21 protein-coding genes, 2 tRNA genes and 1 pseudogene are annotated in these 24,419 nt (G+C 41.8%); 20 read left to right on the forward strand and 4 right to left on the reverse strand.

The window, feature by feature from the left end; genetic code table 11:
- Positions 1–5 precede the first annotated feature (5 nt).
- From DWZ47_RS17170 to DWZ47_RS17200, 7 genes are all read left to right on the forward strand, one after another.
- Positions 6–88 (forward strand) — tRNA-Tyr (locus DWZ47_RS17170).
- An 8-nt stretch (positions 89–96) separates the two neighbouring features.
- Positions 97–169: transfer RNA gene (locus DWZ47_RS17175), tRNA-Gly, on the forward strand.
- A 62-nt stretch (positions 170–231) separates the two neighbouring features.
- Positions 232–1,491, forward strand: a complete 1,260-nt coding sequence (locus DWZ47_RS17180; RefSeq protein ID WP_004308568.1) for a Gfo/Idh/MocA family protein — start codon at positions 232–234, stop codon at positions 1,489–1,491.
- Positions 1,492–1,797: 306 nt separating this feature from the next.
- Positions 1,798–3,207, forward strand: coding sequence for a Gfo/Idh/MocA family protein (locus DWZ47_RS17185; RefSeq protein WP_117513984.1), 1,410 nt, complete (start codon positions 1,798–1,800; stop codon positions 3,205–3,207).
- Positions 3,208–3,321: 114 nt separating this feature from the next.
- Positions 3,322–4,212, forward strand: coding sequence for a YitT family protein (locus DWZ47_RS17190; RefSeq protein ID WP_004301761.1), 891 nt, complete (start codon positions 3,322–3,324; stop codon positions 4,210–4,212).
- Positions 4,213–4,284: 72 nt separating this feature from the next.
- Positions 4,285–7,626 carry a glycoside hydrolase family 2 TIM barrel-domain containing protein gene (locus tag DWZ47_RS17195; protein WP_373594588.1) on the forward strand — a complete coding sequence of 1,114 codons (3,342 nt, stop codon included), beginning with the start codon at positions 4,285–4,287 and terminating at the stop codon, positions 7,624–7,626.
- A gap of 30 nt (positions 7,627–7,656) precedes the next feature.
- The gene (locus DWZ47_RS17200; RefSeq protein ID WP_004304572.1) at positions 7,657–8,745 is read left to right on the forward strand and encodes a phosphotransferase enzyme family protein; all 1,089 of its coding nucleotides are present in this window, start codon (positions 7,657–7,659) and stop codon (positions 8,743–8,745) included.
- On the opposite strand, the gene DWZ47_RS17205 is transcribed toward DWZ47_RS17200, so the two are convergent.
- Genes DWZ47_RS17205 through truA form a run of 3 tightly spaced genes read right to left on the reverse strand, consistent with a single transcriptional unit; the run spans position 8,737 to position 11,167 of the window.
- Positions 8,737–9,387 carry a DUF3256 family protein gene (locus DWZ47_RS17205; protein WP_117513950.1) on the reverse strand — a complete coding sequence of 217 codons (651 nt, stop codon included), beginning with the start codon at positions 9,385–9,387 and terminating at the stop codon, positions 8,737–8,739. The genes DWZ47_RS17200 and DWZ47_RS17205 overlap by 9 nt on opposite strands.
- 44 nt (positions 9,388–9,431) lie before the next feature.
- Positions 9,432–10,334, reverse strand: a complete 903-nt coding sequence (locus tag DWZ47_RS17210) for a DMT family transporter (RefSeq protein WP_004301754.1) — start codon at positions 10,332–10,334, stop codon at positions 9,432–9,434.
- A 29-nt stretch (positions 10,335–10,363) separates the two neighbouring features.
- Entirely contained in the window at positions 10,364–11,167 is an 804-nt protein-coding gene (gene truA, locus DWZ47_RS17215; RefSeq protein ID WP_117513952.1) for a tRNA pseudouridine(38-40) synthase TruA, read from the reverse strand.
- Between the two features lie 129 nt (positions 11,168–11,296).
- Here truA and DWZ47_RS17220 point away from each other — a divergent pair, with 129 nt between their 5' ends.
- Positions 11,297–11,794, forward strand: coding sequence for a hypothetical protein (locus DWZ47_RS17220; protein ID WP_008775470.1), 498 nt, complete (start codon positions 11,297–11,299; stop codon positions 11,792–11,794).
- A 20-nt stretch (positions 11,795–11,814) separates the two neighbouring features.
- Positions 11,815–13,467 (forward strand): flotillin family protein, encoded by a 1,653-nt coding sequence (locus DWZ47_RS17225; RefSeq protein WP_004304550.1) that lies wholly within the window; start codon positions 11,815–11,817, stop codon positions 13,465–13,467.
- Between the two features lie 628 nt (positions 13,468–14,095).
- On the opposite strand, the gene DWZ47_RS17230 is transcribed toward DWZ47_RS17225, so the two are convergent.
- Entirely contained in the window at positions 14,096–14,533 is a 438-nt protein-coding gene (locus DWZ47_RS17230) for a DUF6078 family protein (protein ID WP_004304549.1), read from the reverse strand.
- A gap of 191 nt (positions 14,534–14,724) precedes the next feature.
- On the opposite strand from DWZ47_RS17230, the gene DWZ47_RS17235 reads away from it, so the two are divergent.
- From DWZ47_RS17235 to DWZ47_RS31040, 11 genes and pseudogenes are all read left to right on the forward strand, one after another.
- Positions 14,725–15,585, forward strand: coding sequence for a hypothetical protein (locus DWZ47_RS17235; protein ID WP_004324977.1), 861 nt, complete (start codon positions 14,725–14,727; stop codon positions 15,583–15,585).
- Positions 15,586–15,669: 84 nt separating this feature from the next.
- Positions 15,670–16,347, forward strand: a complete 678-nt coding sequence (locus DWZ47_RS17240) for a DUF5715 family protein (RefSeq protein ID WP_004301742.1) — start codon at positions 15,670–15,672, stop codon at positions 16,345–16,347.
- 101 nt (positions 16,348–16,448) lie between these two features.
- Positions 16,449–17,465, forward strand: a complete 1,017-nt coding sequence (locus DWZ47_RS17245) for a PhoH family protein (protein ID WP_004301740.1) — start codon at positions 16,449–16,451, stop codon at positions 17,463–17,465.
- 71 nt (positions 17,466–17,536) lie between these two features.
- Positions 17,537–18,481, forward strand: coding sequence for a phosphoribosylaminoimidazolesuccinocarboxamide synthase (locus tag DWZ47_RS17250; RefSeq protein ID WP_004301731.1), 945 nt, complete (start codon positions 17,537–17,539; stop codon positions 18,479–18,481).
- Positions 18,482–18,643: 162 nt separating this feature from the next.
- Positions 18,644–19,381 carry a bifunctional demethylmenaquinone methyltransferase/2-methoxy-6-polyprenyl-1,4-benzoquinol methylase UbiE gene (ubiE, locus tag DWZ47_RS17255; protein ID WP_004308553.1) on the forward strand — a complete coding sequence of 246 codons (738 nt, stop codon included), beginning with the start codon at positions 18,644–18,646 and terminating at the stop codon, positions 19,379–19,381.
- 17 nt (positions 19,382–19,398) lie between these two features.
- On the forward strand, positions 19,399–20,427 hold the full coding sequence (locus DWZ47_RS17260; protein WP_117513954.1) for a hypothetical protein: 1,029 nt from the start codon (positions 19,399–19,401) through the stop codon (positions 20,425–20,427).
- 6 nt (positions 20,428–20,433) lie between these two features.
- Positions 20,434–21,180, forward strand: a complete 747-nt coding sequence (locus DWZ47_RS17265; RefSeq protein ID WP_117513988.1) for a shikimate dehydrogenase family protein — start codon at positions 20,434–20,436, stop codon at positions 21,178–21,180.
- An 18-nt stretch (positions 21,181–21,198) separates the two neighbouring features.
- On the forward strand, positions 21,199–22,149 hold the full coding sequence (locus tag DWZ47_RS17270; RefSeq protein ID WP_004301723.1) for an alpha/beta hydrolase: 951 nt from the start codon (positions 21,199–21,201) through the stop codon (positions 22,147–22,149).
- A 72-nt stretch (positions 22,150–22,221) separates the two neighbouring features.
- Positions 22,222–23,154, forward strand: coding sequence for a TPM domain-containing protein (locus tag DWZ47_RS17275; RefSeq protein WP_004308545.1), 933 nt, complete (start codon positions 22,222–22,224; stop codon positions 23,152–23,154).
- Positions 23,155–23,202: 48 nt separating this feature from the next.
- Complete coding sequence (locus DWZ47_RS17280) at positions 23,203–23,784, forward strand: LemA family protein (RefSeq protein ID WP_004304537.1); 582 nt, start codon at positions 23,203–23,205, stop codon at positions 23,782–23,784.
- A gap of 447 nt (positions 23,785–24,231) precedes the next feature.
- Positions 24,232–24,419 (forward strand): annotated as a pseudogene (locus tag DWZ47_RS31040) (toll/interleukin-1 receptor domain-containing protein); the annotation flags it as partial.

A 24,419-nucleotide genomic window follows, 5' to 3' on the forward strand; every position in this document is an offset into this window, starting at 1 on the left:
AAAAAGGGCAAATACCAGAGTGGCCAAATGGGGCAGACTGTAAATCTGCTGTCTTTCGACTTCGGTGGTTCGAATCCATCTTTGCCCACAAAAATTGCGGAAGTAGCTCAGTTGATAGAGCATTAGCCTTCCAAGCTGAGGGTCGCGGGTTTGAGCCCCGTCTTCCGCTCTCCAAAGAGAATCTGAGAAATTAGATTCTCTTTTTTTGTTTTATTTTAGACCGCTAAGCTTATGAAAAATTCTCCGGTACAATCGCATGTACTCCGACTAGCACATCCCCCTATCCCCACTGTCCACATCGGGATTATAGGACTGGGCAATCGAGGATTGCTCACCTTACAACGTTATCTGCAAATTGAAGGAGTAGAAATCAAAGCTCTTTGTGAAATAAGAGAAGGAAATCTAAGTAAGGCCCAACAACTATTAAAAGAAGCCGACCGTTCCGAAGCCACCGGATATACCGGAGTGGAGGGATGGAAGAAGATGTGCGAATCGGATGAAGTAGATTTAATATTCATCTGCACCGACTGGTTAATGCATACTCCAATGGCAACTTTCGCAATGGAATGCAATAAACATGTAGCTATTGAAGTTCCGGCTGCTATGAGCGTGGAAGAATGTTGGCAATTGGTAGACACTGCAGAAAAAACCAGGCGACACTGCATCATGCTCGAAAATTGTTGTTATGATCCCTTTGCACTAATGACTCTCAACATGGCCCAACGAGGATTGTTCGGAGAAATCATGCATGTAGAAGGAGCCTACATTCACGATCTTCGTTCAATGTACTTTGCCGAAGAGAGCGAAGGCGGCTATCACAACCATTGGGGGAAAAGATACAGCATCGAACATACAGGCAATCCTTATCCCACTCATGGGTTGGGCCCCGCCTGCCAGATACTGGATATTCATCGCAGTGACAGAATGGAATATCTCGTGTCCATGTCTACTCATCAGGCAGGAATGAGCGAGTATGCCCGCAGACTATTCGGCGAATATTCACCGGAAGCCCACCAGAAATATCAATTGGGAGACGTAAACACCACTCTTATCCACACGCTCAAAGGGAAGACAATCATGCTTCAATACGACATATCCACCCCACGTCCTTACAGCCGCCTTCAAACAGTATGCGGCACACTGGGATTCGCCCAAAAATACCCTGTCCCCTGTATCGCCCTAGATCCTAATGGAGACACTCCACTTGAAGGAGAACTGCTAGAAAAAATGATGGCACGCTATAAACATCCTTTTAACGCAACCATTGGCGAAGAAGCACATCGCAGAGGCCTACCCAATGAAATGAATTATGTTATGGATTACCGCCTTATTCATTGTCTGCGCAACGGGCTTCCACTGGATATGGATGTATACGATGCAGCCGAATGGTCGTGTATCACAGAACTAAGTGAAAAATCTGTACTGAATAAGAGCATGGCAGTAGAAATACCGGATTTCACCAGGGGAGCCTGGAAAAAATACAAATACTAGGTTCTATCAGAAGTACAGACGAAGTAGGTAGTTTACCCCAACAGGAGCAGTAAACGTTAAGCAATTCTAAAAAGGTGACTTCTTTTTAGGAAGAGCCTTTTTATGGCATGTCTTTTATATGTATTTGACATCACATAAGCCTACACAAAATCAGGTAGAAAAAGTCAGACTCATCTTTTACCTCATAATAGAAACTTTTATGATGAAAATATCGATTATAAATATAAATAGTTGGCTAATTAATTACTATTTTTGACACGTAAATGAAAAACATCGAATAACCCCTATTAAAAACTTTAAAATATGATGAAGAAACTATTTACAGTCACGGCTATCGGCTTGGCTTTGTTAACTTGGCACACCAGTTGTACTCTACAACCAAAGGCTCCCGAAGCCTTTACTCCTATCAAAGTAGAAACTCCTGCCCGCCCTGCCGGACAAGAAGATGTAATCCAACTCGTTACTCCTAAAATTGATACCGTTCGTGTCGGTTTCATCGGATTAGGAATGCGTGGTCCTGGTGCCGTGGCACGCTGGACCCATATCCCGGGAACTAAGATTGTAGCATTATGCGACCTGCTTCCCGAACGTGTTGAAAAATCACAAGATATTTTGAAGAATGCCGGACTTCCTGAAGCTGCTTCTTACAGTGGCTCGGAAGAGGCATGGAAGCAACTTTGTGAACGGGACGATATTGATCTGGTATACATAGCCACCGACTGGAAACATCATGCAGCAATGGGTGTTTATGCCATGGAACACGGTAAGCATGTAGCTATCGAAGTTCCTGCCGCCATGACACTGGATGAAATCTGGCAGCTAATCAATACTTCCGAAAAGACACGTAAGCATTGTATGCAGCTCGAAAACTGCGTATATGACTTCTTTGAACTGACTTCTTTAAATATGGCACAACAAGGCGTATTCGGAGAAGTACTTCATGTAGAAGGTTCATATATCCATAATCTGGAAGATTTCTGGCCTGAATACTGGAATAACTGGCGAATGGATTATAATCATCTACACCGCGGTGATGTATATGCTACCCATGGCATGGGCCCTGCTTGTCAGGTACTTAATATCCACCGTGGTGACCGCATAAAAACATTGGTATCGATGGATACGAAAGCTGTCAACGGACCGGCTTATATTAAGAAACAAACAGGAGAAGAGGTGACTGACTTCCAGAATGGTGACCAGACTTCTACCCTGATTCGCACAGAGAACGGTAAAACAATGTTGATTCAGCACAACGTAATGACTCCACGCCCATACAGCCGTATGTATCAGATAGTGGGAGCCGATGGTTACGCAAGCAAATATCCGATTGAAGAATATTGCCTGCGACCTTCACAAGTTGATTCAAAAGATGTGCCTAATCATGAGAATCTGAATGCACATGGTTCTGTACCTGAAAACGTAAAAAAAGCCTTGATGGATAAATATAAAGATCCTATTCATATAGAGTTGGAAGAAACAGCCAAGAAAGTAGGTGGACATGGTGGTATGGACTTTATCATGGACTACCGTCTGGCATATTGCTTGCAGAATGGACTGCCATTGGATATGGACGTTTATGACCTGGCAGAATGGTGTTGCATGGCTGAACTTACCAGACTTTCTATCGAGAACAATTCAGCTCCGGTAGAAGTACCCGACTTCACTCGCGGCGGATGGAATAAAGTACAAGGCTACCGTCACGCTTTTGCAAAATAAAACAGAATATTTCCTTTTAGCACGAGCATAATGAACCAATCCGGCTTCTCCCCCAAAGCCGGATTATTCATGGGTTCGTGTTTGAACATTTTATAGATTATCATAATCACGTTTATGAAAACAGCTATTCCAAAGCCTTCTAAGCAAAGCATTATCCGTGAAGCCAGAGATTATGTAATGATTGCCATCGGCATGATTTTGTATGGTATCGGTTGGACCGTTTTTCTGTTACCTAACGATATCACCACCGGGGGAGTACCGGGTATTGCTTCTATCGTATATTGGGCCACAGGTTTTCCGGTACAATATACGTACTTCAGCATCAACTTCTTCTTGCTACTACTGGCCCTCAAGTTGCTGGGACTAAAGTTTTGCATCAAAACTATTTTTGGTGTATTTACCCTCACCTTCTTTCTGTCCGTCATTCAAAAATTGACGGCAGGTTTCGGGCTTCTCCACGACCAGCCCTTTATGGCATGTGTCATCGGAGCATCCTTCTGTGGAGGTGGCATAGGTGTTGCTTTTTCGGCTAATGGAAGTACGGGAGGTACAGATATAATTGCAGCCATCATCAACAAATACCGGGACATCACATTAGGAAGAGTCGTGCTCATCTGCGATATGATTATCATTTCTTCCAGTTATTTTGTCTTAAAAGACTGGGAAAAAGTGGTGTATGGGTTTGTAACTCTTTATATTTGCAGTTTCGTTCTCGACCAGGTAGTGAATAGCGCCCGCCAATCTGTACAGTTCTTTATCATATCCAACAAATATGAAGAAATAGGACGGCATATTAACGAATACCCACACCGGGGAGTAACGATTATCAATGCAACCGGCTTTTATACAGGACGAGAAGTTAAGATGATGTTTGTATTAGCCAAGAAAAGGGAATCGCCTATCATCTTCCGGTTAATAAAAGACATAGACCCGAATGCATTTGTATCGCAAAGTGCTGTCATTGGAGTATATGGAGAAGGATTCGATCATATTAAAGTAAAATAAAAAAGAAATGAAAAACCAATATTGAGAAACATGAAATTTCGACCAACCCCCAACTTATTAACAGGCATTTTCATGGGAATATTTTCCCTGACAACACTTAGTACAATGGCTGAGAAAGCCGTGAAACCTTATTGGCAGGACGTACAGGTAGTTGAAGTCAACAAAGAGTATCCACGTACTTCTTTTATGACATACAACAATCGCGCTGATGCCTTGAGTGGCAAGTTCGAACGAAGCAAGTATTACCGCTTGCTGAACGGAACCTGGAAATTCTACTTTGTAGACTCTTATAAAAAACTTCCCGAAAACATTACCGATCCGAACACCAATACAGATTCGTGGGATGATATTCAGGTGCCCGGCAACTGGGAAGTACAAGGACACGGAATAGCCATCTACACCAATCATGGTTATGAATTCAAACCGCGCAATCCACAACCTCCTACTCTTCCCGAAGCCAATCCGGTAGGAGTTTATCGCCGGGATATCGATATTCCGGCAGACTGGGACGGGCGGGATATCTACTTGCATTTGGCAGGAGCTAAGTCCGGCGTATATGTATATATCAACGGACAAGAAGTAGGATATAGCGAAGACTCCAAGAATCCGGCAGAATTTCTTATCAACAATTACGTGAAGCCGGGAAAGAACGTACTTACAGTTAAAATCTTCCGTTGGAGCACCGGTTCCTATCTTGAATGTCAAGACTTCTGGCGTATGAGTGGTATTGAACGCGATGTTTTTCTGTATTCACAGCCTAAAGCAGCTCTCAAAGATTTCCGAATTAAGTCTACGCTGGACGACAGTTACAAAAATGGAATCTTCGGTTTAAATGTCGATTTGAGAAATCACGAAAAGGCTGCAACTAATCTTACATTAGTTTATGAACTATTAGATGCACAAGGAAAAGTTGTAGCTACTGAAGAGAAGACAGCCTATATTCCATCGAACGAAGTACGTACACTTTCTTTCGATAAGAATCTGACAGATGTCAGCACATGGACCTCCGAACATCCGAATCTATACAAACTGTTGATGACAGTAAAAGAGAATGGCAAAATCAATGAAATCATTCCTTTCAATGTAGGATTCCGCCGGATTGAGATCAAGCCTATCGAACAGAAGGCTGCTAACGGAAAACCGTATGTCTGCTTATTCATCAACGGTCAGCCTCTGAAACTGAAAGGGGTAAATATCCACGAACATAATCCGTCAACAGGTCATTATGTTACAGAGGATTTAATGCGCCGTGACTTCGAACTGATGAAACAACATAACTTAAACAGTGTACGCCTTTGCCACTATCCGCAAGACCGCCGTTTCTATGAGCTTTGTGATGAATACGGACTTTATGTATATGATGAAGCCAACGTGGAAAGCCACGGAATGTATTATGATCTCCGGAAAGGCGGTTCACTGGGTAACAATCCCGAATGGCTGAAACCGCACATGGATCGTACCATCAATATGTTTGAACGTAATAAGAATTATCCGAGCGTTACATTCTGGTCGCTGGGAAATGAAGCCGGAAACGGATATAATTTCTATCAGACTTATTTGTGGTTGAAAGAGGCAGACAAAGATCTGATGGATCGTCCGGTCAACTACGAACGTGCTCAATGGGAATGGAACTCCGATATGTATGTTCCGCAATATCCGGGTGCCGACTGGCTGGAAAATATCGGAAAGAATGGTAGCGACCGTCCTGTAGCTCCTTCGGAGTATGCACATGCCATGGGAAACTCCACGGGAAACCTGTGGGGACAATGGCAGGCAATTTACAAATATCCGAATCTCCAAGGTGGATATATCTGGGACTGGGTAGACCAAGGTCTTCTCCAAAAAGATAAGAATGGAAGAGAATACTGGGCCTACGGAGGTGACTTCGGCGTAGACGCACCTAGCGATGGTAACTTCCTCTGCAACGGTCTTGTCAATCCGGATCGTGGTCCGCATCCGGCAATGACTGAAGTGAAATATGTACATCAGAATGTAGGTTTTGAAGCAGTAGATGCCGCAGCCGGTATATTCAAAATCACCAACCGTTTCTATTTCACTAACCTGAAAAAATATCAGATTCACTACAATGTACTTGCTAACGGAAAGACAATAAAAGGTGGAAAAGTATCTTTGGATATTGCTCCGCAAGCCTCTAAAGAATTCACCGTACCGGTAAATGGTCTGAAAGCCCAACCGGGAACAGAATATTTTGTCAACTTCAGTGTAACAACCACAGAGCCTGAACCGTTGATTCCAACCGGATATGAAATTGCATACGACCAGTTCCAACTTCCTATCCAGGCAGAGAAGAGTATATATAAAGCAAACGGTCCGGCATTGAAAACAACGATTCAAGGAGATGAATTAATCATTTCTTCCTCCAAAGTAAACTTTGTATTCAACAAGAATAGCGGATTAGTAACCTCGTATAAAGTAGATGGTACAGAATATTTCAAAGACGGATTTGGTATTCAGCCTAACTTCTGGCGTGCTCCTAATGATAATGACTATGGTAACAGCACTCCTAAACGTTTGCAGATATGGAAACAATCAAGCAAAAACTTCCGCATAACGGATGCCACCATGACAGCAGAAGATAAAGCAGTCTCCTTAAATGTAACCTACTTACTGGCTGCCGGCAACTTGTATGTTGTCACTTACAAAATCTATCCGAACGGAATAGTTAACGTAAATGCCAAATTCACATCAACGGATATGCAGCCTACAGAAACAGAAGTTTCCGAAGCTACCCGCATGGCTACATTTACCCCCGGAAGTGATGCTGCCCGTAAGGCTGCCTCCAAACTGGAAGTCCCTCGTATCGGTGTGCGTTTCCGCTTGCCGGCACAGATGAACAATGTACAATACTTTGGCCGTGGCCCGGAAGAGAATTATATCGACCGCAATCACGGAACGCTCGTTGGCGTATATAAGACAACAGCGGATCAAATGTACTTCAACTATGTGCGTCCACAGGAAAACGGACATCACACTGATACCCGTTGGATCGCTTTATCTCCTAATAAAGGAAACGGCCTGGTGTTGGTAGCGGACAGTCTTATCGGTTTCAATGCCTTGCGCAACTCTATCGAAGACTTTGACTCTGAAGAAGCTCTGCCCCACCCTTACCAATGGAATAACTTCAGCCCGGAAGAGGTTGCCAATCACGACGAGAACGCTGCCCGCAACGTATTACGGAGAATGCATCATGTCAACGACATCACTCCCAGAGATTTCGTTGAGGTTTGTGTAGATATGAAGCAACAAGGAGTAGGCGGATATGACAGTTGGGGTGCTCGCCCGGAACCTTTCCACCAGATCCCGGCTAACCGTGATTACCAGTGGGGCTTCACATTAGTACCCGTTCGCTCGGCTAACCAAGCCAACGAAGCTGCTAAATATGATTATCGATAACCTTAGTATAAATTTTTAAAGAAAAAAAACATGAAAGATTTATCTAGCATCGTAGCTAAATTTAAAGTCCAAGGTACGATAGAAGAAATCAAACCTTTGGGTGCAGGACTTATCAACGACACTTATAAAGTAAACACCAAAGAAGCAGATGCTCCCGACTATGTTTTGCAACGCATCAATCATGCCATTTTCCAGAATGTAGAAATGCTTCAATCCAATATTAGCGCTGTTACCAATCACATTCGCAAGAAACTGACGGAAGCCGGAGAATCGGATATAGACCGCAAGGTGTTGAGTTTCCTCGAAACAGAAGAAGGTAAAACATACTGGTTTGACGGTGACAGTTATTGGCGTGTGATGGTATTCATCCCACGTGCAAAAACGTATGAGACGGTAAATCCCGAATATTCCAATTATGCAGGAGAAGCCTTCGGTAACTTCCAGGCTATGCTGGCCGATATTCCGGAAACATTGGGTGAAACCATACCCGATTTCCACAACATGGAGTTCCGTCTCAAACAACTACATGAAGCCGTTGCGAAGGATGCTGCCGGACGGGTAGCAGAAGTGAAGTACTATCTGGATGAAATAGAGAAACGCGCAGATGAAATGTGTAAGGCTGAACGTTTATATCGTGAAGGGAAACTTCCCAAACGCGTTTGCCATTGCGATACGAAAGTGAATAACATGATGTTCGACGAGGATGGTAAAGTGCTTTGTGTCATTGATCTGGATACGGTAATGCCTAGCTTTATATTCTCCGATTATGGTGACTTCTTACGTACAGGTGCCAACACAGGTGATGAAGACGACAAAGACCTTGATCGTGTAAACTTCAATATGGAAATATTCAAAGCATTTACCAAGGGCTATCTGAAAGGAGCCAAATCATTCCTGACTCAGATCGAGATTGAGAATCTTCCTTATGCGGCGGCTTTATTCCCATACATGCAGTGTGTACGGTTCCTGGCAGATTATATCAACGGAGATACTTATTATAAAATCAAATATCCGGAACATAACCTCGTTCGCACCAAAGCACAATTCAAATTACTTCAAAGTGTGGAAGCAAATACACCGGAAATGATAGCGTTCATCAACGAATGCTTATTAAATTGAGAATGCTCCATTTTTCCAATGGTAGACTACAGGGCGGCGGAGAAACGGTTTCAGTTTCTCTGCTGTTTCTTTTGACATATAGTCGGGGGTTGTTAACGTAAGTGTCAGTTCCGTATTTTCTTTATTAAAATCGGCTTTCATCAATAGCATATCTGCCGAACGGCGTGCTTCATCAAACTCATAAACTCCTGCTGAATCGGGAGCATTCAGAAAATCATCCATCAGGGGCAGGGTAATAAAGAGAGATGTTGTAAGCGGTTTCCAGTCGTCCGTATAGAAATGGATGCTGCTATCACAGGCAGGAGCACAAACAGTAGAGACTGTACAGATTACGTTCGTTGAATCATTTAATGCCAACACTTTCATCTGCCAGGTCGATTGAACTGACATTTGCATACGGATATAGTCTTTACCAAGATCAGTCATCTCCGACTTCTTGCCAAAACGGTTTTCTACTTGCGCTTTCATCTTACTTTCCAGAAAGTCTATGCAATCTTCACGATTCACTTTTGTAAGCAAGGGACTTAGAGAATCCGGCATATTCACAAACAACGTTTTGGCCTCTTGTGCCTGAAGAGCAGTCGAAACAAAAAGTCCGACAGCAGAGAAGAATATAGTAATAACAAGTTTATTTATTTTCATATCTATCTTATTTAACCTATGACAAACAGTCTTGTGTAACTGTTTTAACTTTTAGACCCCAAATATAAGAATATCATTCCGATTAACACCAGTATAAGGTCAATCGCTTTGCTTTTTAAATTCTTTTCACGGAAGAAAAGCGCACCGAAAGTGAAAGAAACAACCACACTTCCCCGACGAACCATCGAAACAATAGAAATCATCGAATCGTCGTAACTTAATGCGTAAAAGTAAACAAAATCGGCAGCAGAAAGGAAAATGGAGATCAGGATAATCGTCCAGTCCCAGCGAAACGGGGTGGTAGACTTTCTTTTAGGCCACCAAAGCAATAACAGAATAGGACACATAATAAACACCTGATAAACATTATACCAGGATTGTACCAGCATCGGATTCAGAGACTTCATCAGATACTTGTCATACAATCCGCTGATAGCACCTGTAATGGCAGCCAGTACAATAAAAAAGATCCATTTGTTATGCTTAAAATCAATTCCTTCTTTCTTTCCCGAACGGCTCAACATAAAGAAAGAGGCAATGGCCAGCATCACACCAATCCATTGATAGAGATTCAATCGTTCACCGAATACCAGCATAGCTCCCACGAGCACCATCACCGGACGGGTGGCATTGATAGGTCCTACAATGGTTATGGGCAAATGTTTCATTCCGAAATATCCGAATATCCACGAAGACAATACGATGAACGACTTGATGATAATATATTTATGCTGTTCCCAACCAGCAACGGGAACATTGAATATTGTTCCTCCCAACAAGTCCGGTTGATAAACGGATATCAGGATAAACGGTAGAAAGATGAGACTGGAAAAGAATGTATTTAGAAACAAAACAGGAAGTACTGCATTATCTTTCAACGATTTCTTCTTGAATACATCATAAAAGCCCAGCAAAGTAGCCGAGAGGAATGCTAATAATAACCACATGAGAATATTTATTATTTACTAATTACCAATTATAAGTTATCAACGACAGACGGTTCGCCGGTTATGGATGATTGCTGGTCATCACATTCAAATATACTTTCCGGGTATTCCACGTTGACCAGAAACAGGGCTTGCCCCGGAGCAGATGTCCCGGCTTTACAACGGTCCTGCTGTTCTATAATCCGCCGGAAACCTTCAACAGTCAGTTTCCCGCGTCCCACTTCAATGAGCGTGCCTACAATGGCTCGCACCATATTCCGCAAGAAACGGTCGGCACGAATGGTAAACACCCAGGTAGCATCTTCTTCCTGCGTCCATTCTGCATGAGTGATATGACAAATATTGGTCTTTACATCCGTATGAAGTTTACTGAAACTCGTAAAATCGTTGTACTCGAAAAGGATACGCGCTGCTTCGTTCATGCGTTCATAATTCAACTGGTTATAAAGACGCCAGCGATATTGCCTGTTAAAAGGATATTTCGATGTCGTCACATAATATTTATAAGTTCGCGCAGTCGCATCAAAACGGGCATGGGTATCCGGCCGAACCCGGCAAACACGATAAATGGAAATATCGGGAGGTAGCAGACGATTTAATTTATCAGTTACAGAAGTAGTATCCAACAGTTCATCGGAATCAAAATGAGCAACCATCAGAGAGGCATGCACTCCCGCATCCGTCCGGCCTGCTCCTATTACTTCAATTTCGCGACGCAGAAAGGTAGACAATGCCTTCATCAGACATTCCTGCACACTAATCCCATTCGGTTGAATCTGCCAACCGTGATAATTGGTTCCGTCGTAAGCCAAATAAATAAAATACCTTTGCACGCTAAATCCTCTTTTTTAGGGTTTTCGCGCGCAAAAGTAGTCATTTTATCTCATTTATCTTTGTATAATTCGCATAAACCTGTATATTTGGAGAACAAAATAATCATGATTCACTAATACCTCACAATTATGAGTAGTACCATTTTCCTTATTATTGCCCTTGTGACAACAGGAATATTTGTAATCCAATTCGTTCTATCCATCTTTTTCGGAGACATAGATGCAGATGTAGACGTAGATGCTGACATCAGTAGCGTAGTTTCTTTTAAAGGACTAACTCATTTTGGAATCGGATTCGGCTGGTACATGTATTTAGCGGGAAACACTGAAATTCAAAGTTATGTCATCGGAATTCTGGTGGGTCTTTTCTTTGTTCTCGCTGTGTGGTTTCTCTATAAGAAAGCTTATCAACTGCAACAAGTGAATCATTCTGAACAGACAGATCAACTTGTGGGACGAGAATGTACCATCTACTTCAAGCAAAGCGACAGCAAATATACAGTACAAACAAGCCGAGACGGAGCAATGCGCGAAGTAGACGTCATCTCCGAATCCGGAAAAGCATATCAGACAGGTGACAGAACAATCATTACCAGTTACAAAGACGGAACACTGTTCATTCAATAACTATTCAAATACATAATTTTATGACACAAGAAATGTTGATAATGGCTGCTATATTAGTGGCAGTCATTTTGCTTACCTTCATTGGTATCCTTTCCCGTTACCGCAAATGTAAGAGTGACGAGGTACTCGTCGTATATGGTAAAACGGGAGGAGATAAAAAGTCGGCAAAACTATACCACGGTGGTGCAGCCTTCGTATGGCCTATTATTCAAGGCTACGAATTCCTGTCCATGAAACCCATGCAGATCGAATGTAAACTGACCGGTGCGCTATCCGCTCAGAATATTCGTGTAGATGTGCCGACTACAATCACCGTAGCCATCAGCACAGATCCCGAAGTGATGCAGAATGCCGCAGAACGTATGCTGGGTCTGACGATGGATGACAAGCAGAACTTAATTACTGATGTTGTATATGGTCAGATGCGTATGGTGATCGCCGATATGACTATCGAAGAATTAAATTCTGACCGGGATAAGTTCCTGGCTAAAGTGAAAGATAATATTGATACTGAACTTCGCAAATTCGGTTTGTATCTGATGAACATCAACATCAGTGATATTCGCGACGCTGCCAACTACATTGTCAACTTAGGTAAGGAAGCTGAAAGTAAAGCACTGAACGAGGCACAGGCTAACATCGAAGAACAGGAAAAGCTGGGTGCTATCAAAATTGCCAATCAAATAAAGGAGCGTGAAACGAAAGTAGCAGAAACCCGCAAAGATCAGGATATTGCTATTGCAGAAACCAAAAAACTACAGGAAATCTCCGTTGCAAATGCAGATAAGGACAGAATCTCACAAGTAGCCATTGCCAATGCAGAAAAAGAATCACAAGTAGCAAAGGCTGAAGCTGAAAAGAATATCCGTATCGAGCAGGCAAATACAGAAAAAGAAAGCCGTGTTGCCGAACTAAACTCGGATATGGAAATCAAACAGGCGGAAGCTGCCAAGAAAGCTGCCATCGGACGAAATGACGCACAGAAAGAGGTAGCACTCTCCAATGCAGAACTAGCTGTAACACAAGCTAATGCCGATAAGCAAGCAGGTGAAGCTGCCGCAAAATCGGAAGCTGCTGTACAAACTGCACGCGAAATTGCGCAAAAGGAAGTGGAAGAAGCTAAGGCACGGAAAGTGGAATCTTCATTGAAGGCTGAAAAGATTGTTCCTGCGGAAATCGCCAGACAGGAAGCTATCCTGCAAGCAAATGCCATCGCTGAAAAGATTACCCGCGAAGCGGAAGCACGCGCAAAGGCTACTTTAGCACAAGCCGAAGCGGAAGCAAAAGCTATCCAATTGAAACTGGAAGCAGAAGCGGAAGGTAAGAAGAAATCATTACTTGCGGAAGCAGAAGGTTTCGAGGCAATGGTAAGAGCAGCTGAATCGAATCCAGCTATCGCTATCCAATATAAGATGGTAGACCAGTGGAAGGAAATCGCCGGCGAACAGGTGAAGGCGTTCGAACACATGAACTTAGGAAATATCACTGTATTCGACGGAGGAAACGGTGGAACTAGCAATTTCCTGAACACATTAGTAAAGACAGTAGCTCCGAGCCTTGGCGTATTGGACAAGCTTCCTATCGGTGAAACAGTGAAGGGTATTATCAATCCGGAAAGCAAAACGGAGGAAAAGCCTGCAACAAAAGCTGACGAGAAAAAAGATAAGAAATAGTTGTAATCCAACTAATATACGCTGATGAGAAAAGCATGATTACTTGTTCTCATCAGCGTTTGTTTTTTATATATAACTCGAATAAATCTTCTTTGAACATTCCGGATTTATTACGTTCTTTATGTTACATAAAATATGTAACACAAAATATGTAATAAGTCGTGAAGCCATATCGCTCATTCTTTGTATACAGTTACAATAATCCCGGAATGTCGCGCCACTAGAAATGATTTTGCAAAATCATTTCTCATATTCTCATAATCCATAGAATAATTACCTGTAATTCAAAGCAATAGCACTATGAGAAATACTTTTCAAAAAGCTGTTTTTCATAGTATTTTGCCTGAAATGTCATAAAAAACCGGTATTTCTCATACTTTCATCATGCATTTCTCATACCGGGACTGCTATATAATACCTACATAATAAATGTCAACCCAACCCGAAGATAAGAAAAAAGGCAGTCAACTATTATCAGGGTATTACAGTCCCCGGTAGTCCCATATATTATGGGAAAAGATTCCCTAGCTGGAGGGAATTTATTCCCTTATTTTGCGGGAATAAATTCCCATAATATAAAAGAATACTTTCCCACAATATGTGGGACTACCGGAACTAACGGATATACTTACCCAAGATCATAGTATTCTATATATTCGTCAAATTGAGGCGTTTCTGTAACTCCCCGCCTGCGGAAAAGTCCCTGTATGTATTCCTGCTCCTTCGGTTTAATCAGCCGCTCCTTGTTGCAACAACGGTAATAGATCGTTTTGCCAAAGTAGGCTATCATCTGTCGTTTGATAACGGTGGCATCAGCAAGCGGCACCCGATCCAGCAAATGTTTCATACCCCGTGCAAACAACACCGGCTTTTCATCAATAAAGTAAGTGCAGTCTACACCATCGGAAGTGACATGTTCGGGATTAATAACCATTACAGCAGCCCGCTCTTTCGGCATTCGGAGAGTTACTTGTCGCCGCAAACATTTGTCCGCACGCAAACAATGTCCATTCAAGCAATGAGCGAAGCTAACGGGCATAGAATTGTAATCGAAATCTGTTTTCATGTGTGTTATGTTTAGTGGGAAAGTGGCCTATTTTTATAAACCGCTACAAATGTATGAAAATAGCTGGAGGACAGGAAATAAATACACTATTTACTCCAACATATCGATAAAATCTTTATATTTGCCTCCAACGTCAACACAGGAACTTATAAGACTATATCTCTCCTGCAAAACTATAAAACAAAATAATCATGAAAACAAAACATTTACTTGGAGCACTACTTTCATTCCTCTGTACAATTATCTTTTTTAGCTGTGGCAATAATAATGAAGAAAAGATATATCCTTTATCCTTTGAAAAAGAGTATTACGAACAACCTTTATTAAGAGCAACAGATATTACCATTAGAGGTGGAAACAGAGACTATACCGTGACTGTAGAAGAAACTGATATTTTAAGCATCGATGTAGATTTATCCAGCTCAATAGGAATGGGAAGTTTAAAAGTTACCCCCAAAAAGAAAGGAGAAACAAAGGTGAAAGTAAAAGATAATATCACCAACGAAATAGTTGAATTAAAAATTAAAATTATAGACAGTTATTTGGCATACGCAATAAAAGAAAGTAATCATCCGGCACTGTCCAATGGCACTGTGGTCTATTTGATTAACAATGAATCTAAAGATTGCTATTTCTTCCGATATAGCGACTCCAAAAACGAACTATCCCAAAATCCGATAGCCAAAGGAACATACGATTTTTCAGTCAAATTAGAAAATGGTTTCGGCAACTCATCTCCTACATACGCCATACCTTATTTAACATTAAATTATGCATCTGACGAACAAGGAAATTTCACGGATGCATCAACCCCTCCCACCCCTCACAAATTAAGATTTGAACTATTTGATGGAGTTACAAGTGTAAATGCAGTTATCAATCTTATACAAAGATATTTAAAGATAGATTGGGAGCAACTTATTAACAAGGCTCTTACTAGAAGTGACTATTTGATAATACCAACGCTGAAGACAACAATAGATAACACGGACTATACCATTATAGGCACTCTTGATACCCATCCGGAAATACCGGAAAATATTTTAGAGTGACCCATAAAAGATATGAGGCGGAAAATAATGCAAAGCATAGAACGTATGAAAAAATAGCGTATATTTGCGGGCAAAAAATACAAAATGACTACTTACAAGCTTCGCATATTACCGCTATTTTTACTTGTTATTGGGCTTACAACGCTTACTTCAAGCTGCAAAAAGAAAGACATGTCACTGAAATTGAACAAGCCGCACAATATTCGTGGCGTTGTCAGTTACAAACGTTCTTTCCCTGATTTGAACGATGCACATCTGGAAGTCGCTAAAAAGATAGGTATTAGCCCGCTGGCAGACCGAGAGGAAGCGGAAGCAATGAAAGAAAAGTTGACTCATATCACTGATAATGAATTTTATGCAGTGGATTCATTGACACATTCCATTCCCTACCTCGTTCCACGTGCCAGCGCATTGCTCGATACAATCGGCTCCAACTTTCTCGATTCATTGGCTGCCAAAGGGCTGAATCCCAATCAGGTAATCATCACCTCCGTACTACGTACTGAAAACGATGTGAAACGTCTCCGCCGTCGCAATGGAAATGCCTCCGCCAACTCGGCACATTGTTTCGGGGCTACTTTTGATGTTAGTTGGAAACGTTTTAAGAAAGTGGAAGATAAAGACGGTCGCCCTATGCAGGACGTGAGTGCCGACACACTGAAACTTGTTCTATCCGAAGTTTTAAGAGATCTACGACAAGCTGAAAAATGCTATATCAAATACGAACTGAAGCAAGGTTGTTTCCATATTACTGCCCGATGAACGGAAGATGAATGTAAATTGCAGTAAAATTCACCTCCAAACAATCAGAGAATCCAAAACGTTTCATTAAATTTGCAGAAATTTTTCTTTAATACAACTTAATGATAGAGAAGCTGATTGTTCTTGAGGACATTGATCCGGTTATTTTTTACGGCGTAAACAACGCCAACATACAGTTAATTAAAGCTTTATATCCAAAGCTACGCATAGTTGCCCGAGGCAATGTCATCAAAGTGCTGGGCGACGAGGAAGAAATGTGTGCCTTCGAAGAAAATATCACCAAACTTGAAAAGTACTGCGCCGAATATAATTCACTGAAAGAAGAAGTTATCATTGACATTATAAAAGGAAATGCGCCGCAAGCGGAACAGACAGGAAACGTGATTGTGTTCAGTGTCACAGGAAAACCTATCATCCCCCGAAGTGAAAACCAGTTGAAACTGGTAGAAGGATTCGCCAAGAATGATATGGTATTTGCCATCGGTCCGGCAGGTTCGGGAAAGACATACACCGCTATCGCCCTCGCCGTACGTGCATTGAAGAATAAAGAAATCAAAAAAATCATCCTTAGCCGCCCCGCCGTAGAAGCCGGAGAAAAGCTCGGTTTCCTGCCCGGCGACATGAAAGATAAGATCGACCCATACCTGCAACCTTTATACGATGCCCTGCAAGATATGATACCTGCTGCCAAGTTAAAGGAATACATGGAATTGAACATTATCCAGATTGCCCCGTTAGCCTTTATGCGCGGACGCACGCTGAATGATGCGGTCGTCATTTTGGACGAAGCCCAGAATACTACCACACAGCAAATCAAAATGTTCCTCACCCGTATGGGTATGAACACCAAAATGATTGTGACGGGAGACATGACACAGATTGACCTCCCCGCTTCACAAACATCGGGATTGGTGCAAGCTCTCCGCATCTTAAAGGGAGTGAAAGGTATCAGTTTTGTTGAACTGAATAAAAAAGATATCGTACGCCATAAACTGGTGGAACGTATCGTGGATGCTTACGAAAAATTCGACAAAGAAGCGAAAGCCGAACGGGAGAAACGGAAAAACGAACAACTGGTTATCAACGGCGAACGTCCGGTGAAACTGGCCAAAGACTAATCGTCTTTAGATTCGGAATCCTATTGCGACTTGTTATTTGTAACTTGTAATTTGTAATTATAATAAAGACAATGAAAGCATTAACAAAAACAGATTTCAACTTTCCGGGACAGAAAAGCGTGTACCACGGAAAAGTGCGCGATGTGTACAACATCAACGGCGAAAAACTCGTCATGGTAGCAACCGACCGTATTTCGGCCTTTGACGTAGTACTTCCTGAAGGTATTCCTTACAAAGGACAAATGCTGAACCAGATTGCAGCTAAATTCCTCGATGCCACTACTGACATCTGTCCGAACTGGAAAATGGCTACTCCGGACCCAATGGTAACGGTAGGTGTATTGTGTGAAGGTTTTCCGGTAGAAATGATTGTACGCGGTTACCTGTGTGGTAGCGCATGGCGTACTTACAAAAGCGGTGTACGTGAAATTTGTGGCGTGAAGTTGCCGGACGGAATGCGCGAAAACCAGAAATTCCCGGAACCCATCGTAACTCCGACTACGAAAGCTGAAATGGGATTGCACGACGAAGACATCTCTAAAGAAGAAATCCTAAAACAAGGACTGGCTACTCCGGAAGAGTATGAAATTCTCGAAAAATATACATTAGCCCTTTTCAAACGCGGTACTGAAATCGCAGCAGAGCGCGGACTGATCCTCGTAGATACAAAATACGAATTCGGTAAGCACAATGGCACTATCTACCTGATGGACGAAATCCACACTCCGGATTCAAGCCGCTATTTCTACTCTGAAGGTTATCAGGAACGTTTCGAAAAAGGCGAACCGCAGAAACAACTTTCTAAAGAATTCGTTCGCGAATGGTTGATGGAAAACGGCTTCCAAGGCAAAGACGGTCAGAAAGTACCGGAAATGACTCCGGCTATCGTACAAAGTATCAGTGACCGCTACATCGAATTGTTCGAAAACATCACCGGTGAGAAATTCGTGAAAGAAGATACTAGCAATATCGCTGAACGTATATTCAAAAACGTCGAAACTTTTTTGAACAGCTGATAAGCGATAAATGACAGATAATAAATGATAGTTGATAGATGATAAATGATAGTTAATATGCAGCTTATCGCATATAACTATTAACTCTGTCATCTTCCAACTATCATTTATCAACTATCTTCTTCAACTATCAACTATCATTTATCAACTATCAACTAAAAAATGGATTACCCGCAACAACATATCAAGCCTTACGACGAAGAAGGAAAAAAGACCGAGCAAGTGGAACGTATGTTCGACAACATCGCACATGCCTACGACAAGCTGAACCATACCTTATCTTTAGGTATCGACCGCAGCTGGCGCAAAAAAGCTATTGCCTGGTTACACCCTTTTCAACCGCAGCGAATGATGGATGTAGCGACCGGTACAGGGGATTTTGCCATCCTCGCCTGCCGCAAACTGCAACCTGCCGAACTAATCGGCACGGACATCTCGGAAGGTATGATGAATGTGGGACGTGAAAAAGTAAAAAAGGAAGGACTGTCGGATAAAATATCTTTTGCCCGGGAGGACTGCACTTCACTCTCTTTTGCCGACAATGATTTTGACGCTATTACTGTAGCTTTCGGTATCCGCAATTTCGAAGATCTCGACAAAGGGCTCTCCGAGATGTGCCGCGTACTGAAACCGGGCGGTCATCTTGTAATTCTGGAACTTACCACTCCGGACCGCTTCCCGATGAAACAACTGTTTTCCATCTACTCTAAAGTCGTCATTCCATTATTGGGTAAGCTTCTATCCAAAGATAACAGTGCCTACCGCTATCTGCCGGACACCATCAAAGTATTTCCTCAAGGGGAAGTCATGAAAGGAGTCATCGCCCGAGCCGGTTTTAGCGAAGTCAACTTCAAACGGCTGACCTTTGGTATCTGCACTCTTTATACCGCAACCAAATAACCTAATAATGTAACCTTATGAAAACAACAAAATCAATTGGACTATTTCTACTCTGCATTTTTTGTTGTATCAATTTCACCTCTTGTGATCCGGCAAACAATGGAGGAGATGACCTAATATGGGATTTTGCTCCCATAGTTCTTTACATTTCAGTACAGGATGCTCAAGGCAATGACTTACTGAATCCACTCACCAAAGGCTCTATTGCCAATCAAGGAATAAAAGCGATCTACAAAGGGGAGACTTACGAAAAAGATGCTCCGCTAAACGAACGCACCAGAGCTTATATGGCCTATTTCACAGGTCTGCAAACAGGAGTAAGCAAAGACGGAAAATATTATCTGACTTTCGGAGAATTCAATGGCGATCATACATTCGATAATGAGAAAGTAGAAATAGACTGGAATGACGGAAAAGAACCATCTGTCATCACTTTTTCCAGTAAACTGACCTGGAAATCAAAGAAAGAACCCGTATTCGATCGGAAATTCTGCCTGAACGGACAAGAAATTGACCAGAAACAAGGTTTAGTAATTACCAGAACTCCCTCTCAATCTGAACAGAAATTCGATATCGTTGCCGTAGAATATGGCATAGATGTAGAAACGGACGAAATTAAAGAAAAAATAAAAGCCGATTTAGAGAGTAAATCTCCCTATACCAATAGAGAATTATACAGTATATCTATTCAGAAAAAGAACTCTGGTACATATACATTACTCAACTCTGATGGCCTTTCTATAACAGAAAAAGAATTCGCAATTGAAGAAGCAGAAGCTCACGGTATGTATGGAATAACGACTGAAATAGCCAAAACTTGCAGACTTATTCCTCCTGACGACCAAATATACAACCATATAAAATTGAAATTAGGCATTGACGGCGAGAAGTCATCTAACACTTTCAATATCTTTATCGGCCGCCCTTATAATTTCTGGATATACGAAGATTTGACGGAATACTATAAAGACAAATACCCTGACGGTAAAGTAAAAGAAATAGTACGTCTTCTAAAAAGTAAACCCAATAACCCAACTAAGCAATAAATGATTATGGAAAAATATGGTTTAATCGGCTACCCTCTGCGACATTCTTTTTCTATCGGATACTTTAATGAGAAATTCAAATCCGAAGGTATCAATGCAGAGTATGTGAATTTTGAAATTCCCAGCATTAATAACTTCATGGAAGTTATCGAAGAGAATCCCAATTTATGCGGGCTTAATGTGACTATCCCCTACAAAGAACAAGTGATTCCTTTTTTGGATGAACTCGACCGTGATACCGCAAAGATAGGTGCTGTGAATGTCATTAAAATCATCCGCCAGCAGAAAGGAAAAGTCAAACTGGTTGGCTACAACTCCGACATCATCGGATTTACTCAATCCATTCAACCTTTATTGCAGCCTCATCACCAAAAAGCATTGATTCTGGGTACCGGCGGAGCTTCCAAAGCCGTCTACCACGGGCTGAAAAACCTGGGTATTGAAAGTATATTCGTATCACGTACCCACAAAGCCGATGATATGCTGACTTATGAGGAACTGACTCCCAAAATTATGGCAGAATATACAATCATCGTCAACTGTACTCCCGTAGGTATGTTTCCTAAGGTAGATTTCTGCCCTAATATTCCTTATGAGCTACTGACTCCAAACCATTTGCTCTACGATTTGTTATATAATCCGAATGTTACGCTGTTCATGAAAAAAGGAGAAGCACAAGGGGCTGTTGTTAAAAACGGTCTGGAAATGCTGCTGCTCCAGGCATTTGCTGCATGGGAGATATGGCATAAATAAGGATTAGAGAGAGTTTTTATGAGGAGAAAAGTTGTATATAGCATCATTATTATCATGCTGGCATTGACCGGCTGCACCATCGGAGGAAGTTTTTATATGTTAAACTTTTCATTGACTCCGAATGCCAAGATTTTGTCTAAAGATGCTGACTCTTATCCCTTCATGTATAGAAACTACCCTTTCCTACGTCCATGGGTGGACAGCCTGAAACAAGTGGATGCACTGAAAGATACATTCATCATCAATCCGCACGGAATACAACTTCATGCGTATTATGTTGCTGCTCCCCAACCCACCAGTAAGACAGCAGTCATTGTGCATGGACATACAGATAATGCTATCCGTATGTTTATGATTGGTTATCTGTATAATCGAGATTTAGGATATAACATATTACTTCCCGACCTGCAACATCAGGGAGAAAGTGAAGGCCCAGCCATCCAGATGGGATGGAAAGACCGTTGGGACGTATTGCAATGGATGAACATTGCCAATGAGATTTTCGGAGATAGTACACAAATGGTTGTACACGGCATTTCAATGGGAGGTGCGACAACCATGATGGTGTCCGGTGAGGAACAGAAACCATTTGTTAAATGCTTTGTGGAAGATTGCGGCTACACCAGTGTATGGGACGAATTCTCACATGAGCTTAAAGCTAGTTTCCACCTTCCCCCTTTTCCACTCATGTATACCACAAGCTGGCTTTGCGAGAAGAAATATGGATGGAATTTTAAAGAGGCTTCCTCACTGAAACAAGTAGCCAAATCACAGCTTCCGATGCTGTTTATTCACGGGGATAAAGACACGTATGTGCCTACCTGGATGGTATATTCGCTCTACGAAGCCAAACCGGGACCCAAAGAACTATGGATTGTTCCAGGAGCGGCTCATGCAGTTTCATACAAAGAGAATAAACAGGAATACACCGACCGAGTCCGTGCATTCGTCGGGCGATACATTCATTAAACCTATTATAACAAGGAGTTTTAGATTCATAACAGAAAAAGTTTCTATATTTGCAAACGTAAAATAATCGTTATGAAATCAATATTGACTTTTATACTAGCTACTTTTCTTCTGTTCCCACTACAAGCTCAAGAGAAAGTATACACGGTGGACAACCTCCCAAAAGTTCACCTGCAAAACAAAATGCAATATGTTTGCAACCCGGCCGGCATACTTTCACAGGCAGCTTGTGACAGTATAGACTCCATGCTTTATGCCTTGGAACAACAAACAGGAATTGAAACGGTGGTTGCCGTAGTTCCATCAATCGGAGAAGAAGATTGTTTCAACTTCTGCCATCAGTTACTTAATAAATGGGGTGTAGGGAAGAAAGATAAAAATAACGGATTGGTTATTTTGTTGGTTACAGATCAACGTTGTATCCAGTTTTATACCGGTTATGGTTTGGAAGGAGTGCTCCCCGATGCGATCTGTAAAAGGATTCAAACCAGATATATGATTCCTTACCTGAAAGACGGAAATTGGGATGCCGGAATGGTGGCCGGCCTAAAAGCGACTTGTCAGCGGCTTGACGGTTCTATGGAAAATGATGCTCTCTCCGATTCGAACAGCGGTGGTTCTTTTGATTTTGTTCTTGCCATTCTTTGTTTTATTGCTATTGGCGGAGGTCTTGCTTTCTTTTCGGCACGCAAACAAAGCCGTTGTCCGAATTGTGGTAAACATCAATTACAGAGAAGCGGAAGTGCTGTCGTATCCCGAATTAACGGGGTGAAAACCGAGGATGTTACCTATACATGTAGAAACTGCGGACATACCATCATACGCCGCCAACAAAGTTATGATAATGATTACCACCACCGGGGAGGTGGCGGAGGTGGTCCATTTATTGGAGGCTTCGGCGGAGGTAGTTTCGGAGGCGGAGGCGGTTTCGGTGGAGGCAGCTTTGGCGGAGGCAGCTTTGGCGGAGGAATGGGCGGTGGCGGCGGTGCCGGTTCTCGTTTCTAAAGAAAATAAGCAGAAAACAAATTATCAAATTCAATAAAAACAAGAAACATGAAGAAGTCAATTATTATCATCTTAGCCGTTGTGGCTATCCTTGTCATATGGGCAGTAAGTGTATATAACGGTCTGGTTACTATGGACGAGAATGTAAGTGGTCAATGGGCAAATGTAGAAACTCAATACCAACGTCGTGCCGACTTGATTCCTAATCTGGTAAACACCGTGAAAGGATATGCAACACATGAGAAGGAAACATTGGAAGGAGTTGTTGCCGCACGTAGCCAAGCAACTCAAATTAAAGTGGACGCTGCCGATCTGACACCAGAAAAGTTGGCGCAATACCAAAAGGCACAAGGTGCTGTAACATCAGCACTGGGCAAGTTATTAGCTATTACCGAGAATTATCCGGACTTAAAAGCTAATCAAAACTTCCTGGAATTACAGGCTCAACTGGAAGGAACTGAAAACCGTATCAATGTAGCGCGCAAAAATTTCAATGATGCTGCACAGGCTTATAACACCAATATCCGCCGTTTCCCCAAAAATATCTTTGCAGGAATGTTCGGCTTTGATAAGAAAGCATATTTTGAAGCAGAAGAAGGAAGTGAGAAGGCTCCGAAGGTAGAATTCTAAAAAGAGGCTAAATCGATCTTTATATTTTACATTTAGAGATACTTAGCAATATAAATAAATCTTTAGCTGGTGGGAAAAGAAGAAACTTTCCCACTATTTTTATTTATATCCACCTCACATTTTACAAAAGATGGCCCAGATAAGCATGGTTTTCTAATAGAAAAATACATTTATTTTCCATTTAATCACAAATGTCATTTTACAGCATTAAATCATTATATTCGTGATGCAATCTTAAAGCATTCGCTTGGAAATAATCAAGTATCTGTTTCAATAGAGAATCAATTAATTATCAAATTTTCAACAACTATTTTAAGTACTAATATCGAACACTACTTTATGTCGTCTTTTTTTCACAAAATATTTCTTTGTTATTCTTTATTCCACTCAAAAAGAGTATATTCGCACTATAAATCAGAGGTCACATTTTAGTAAATACAATATAACATGAAATACAAATACGATGTTTTTATAAGCCATTCACGCAGAGATTACGTTGATGAAAGCTACAATGTAATACCTGGTAATGCCATAGCGGAAATCCAAAATGTATTCGATGAAAATGGTATTACCTACTGGTTCGATAAAGACGGAATTTACAGTGGACAAGAGTTCATTGAAATTATCACAGGCGC

It is taken from the genome of Bacteroides sp. AF32-8BH, from assembly GCF_003435205.1.
Taxonomy (GTDB): Bacteria; Bacteroidota; Bacteroidia; order Bacteroidales; family Bacteroidaceae; genus Bacteroides; species Bacteroides ovatus.

Coding starts and splice junctions, on each gene's coding strand:
- DWZ47_RS17180 (WP_004308568.1), top strand. CDS start 232: ATGAAAAATTCTCCGGTACAATCGCATGTACTCCGACTAGCACATCCC.
- DWZ47_RS17185 (WP_117513984.1), top strand. CDS start 1,798: ATGAAGAAACTATTTACAGTCACGGCTATCGGCTTGGCTTTGTTAACT.
- DWZ47_RS17190 (WP_004301761.1), top strand. CDS start 3,322: ATGAAAACAGCTATTCCAAAGCCTTCTAAGCAAAGCATTATCCGTGAA.
- DWZ47_RS17195 (WP_373594588.1), top strand. CDS start 4,285: ATGGGAATATTTTCCCTGACAACACTTAGTACAATGGCTGAGAAAGCC.
- DWZ47_RS17200 (WP_004304572.1), top strand. CDS start 7,657: ATGAAAGATTTATCTAGCATCGTAGCTAAATTTAAAGTCCAAGGTACG.
- DWZ47_RS17205 (WP_117513950.1), bottom strand. CDS start 9,387: ATGAAAATAAATAAACTTGTTATTACTATATTCTTCTCTGCTGTCGGA.
- DWZ47_RS17210 (WP_004301754.1), bottom strand. CDS start 10,334: ATGTGGTTATTATTAGCATTCCTCTCGGCTACTTTGCTGGGCTTTTAT.
- DWZ47_RS17220 (WP_008775470.1), top strand. CDS start 11,297: ATGAGTAGTACCATTTTCCTTATTATTGCCCTTGTGACAACAGGAATA.
- DWZ47_RS17225 (WP_004304550.1), top strand. CDS start 11,815: ATGACACAAGAAATGTTGATAATGGCTGCTATATTAGTGGCAGTCATT.
- DWZ47_RS17230 (WP_004304549.1), bottom strand. CDS start 14,533: ATGAAAACAGATTTCGATTACAATTCTATGCCCGTTAGCTTCGCTCAT.
- DWZ47_RS17235 (WP_004324977.1), top strand. CDS start 14,725: ATGAAAACAAAACATTTACTTGGAGCACTACTTTCATTCCTCTGTACA.
- DWZ47_RS17240 (WP_004301742.1), top strand. CDS start 15,670: ATGACTACTTACAAGCTTCGCATATTACCGCTATTTTTACTTGTTATT.
- DWZ47_RS17245 (WP_004301740.1), top strand. CDS start 16,449: ATGATAGAGAAGCTGATTGTTCTTGAGGACATTGATCCGGTTATTTTT.
- DWZ47_RS17250 (WP_004301731.1), top strand. CDS start 17,537: ATGAAAGCATTAACAAAAACAGATTTCAACTTTCCGGGACAGAAAAGC.
- ubiE (WP_004308553.1), top strand. CDS start 18,644: ATGGATTACCCGCAACAACATATCAAGCCTTACGACGAAGAAGGAAAA.
- DWZ47_RS17260 (WP_117513954.1), top strand. CDS start 19,399: ATGAAAACAACAAAATCAATTGGACTATTTCTACTCTGCATTTTTTGT.
- DWZ47_RS17265 (WP_117513988.1), top strand. CDS start 20,434: ATGGAAAAATATGGTTTAATCGGCTACCCTCTGCGACATTCTTTTTCT.
- DWZ47_RS17270 (WP_004301723.1), top strand. CDS start 21,199: ATGAGGAGAAAAGTTGTATATAGCATCATTATTATCATGCTGGCATTG.
- DWZ47_RS17275 (WP_004308545.1), top strand. CDS start 22,222: ATGAAATCAATATTGACTTTTATACTAGCTACTTTTCTTCTGTTCCCA.
- DWZ47_RS17280 (WP_004304537.1), top strand. CDS start 23,203: ATGAAGAAGTCAATTATTATCATCTTAGCCGTTGTGGCTATCCTTGTC.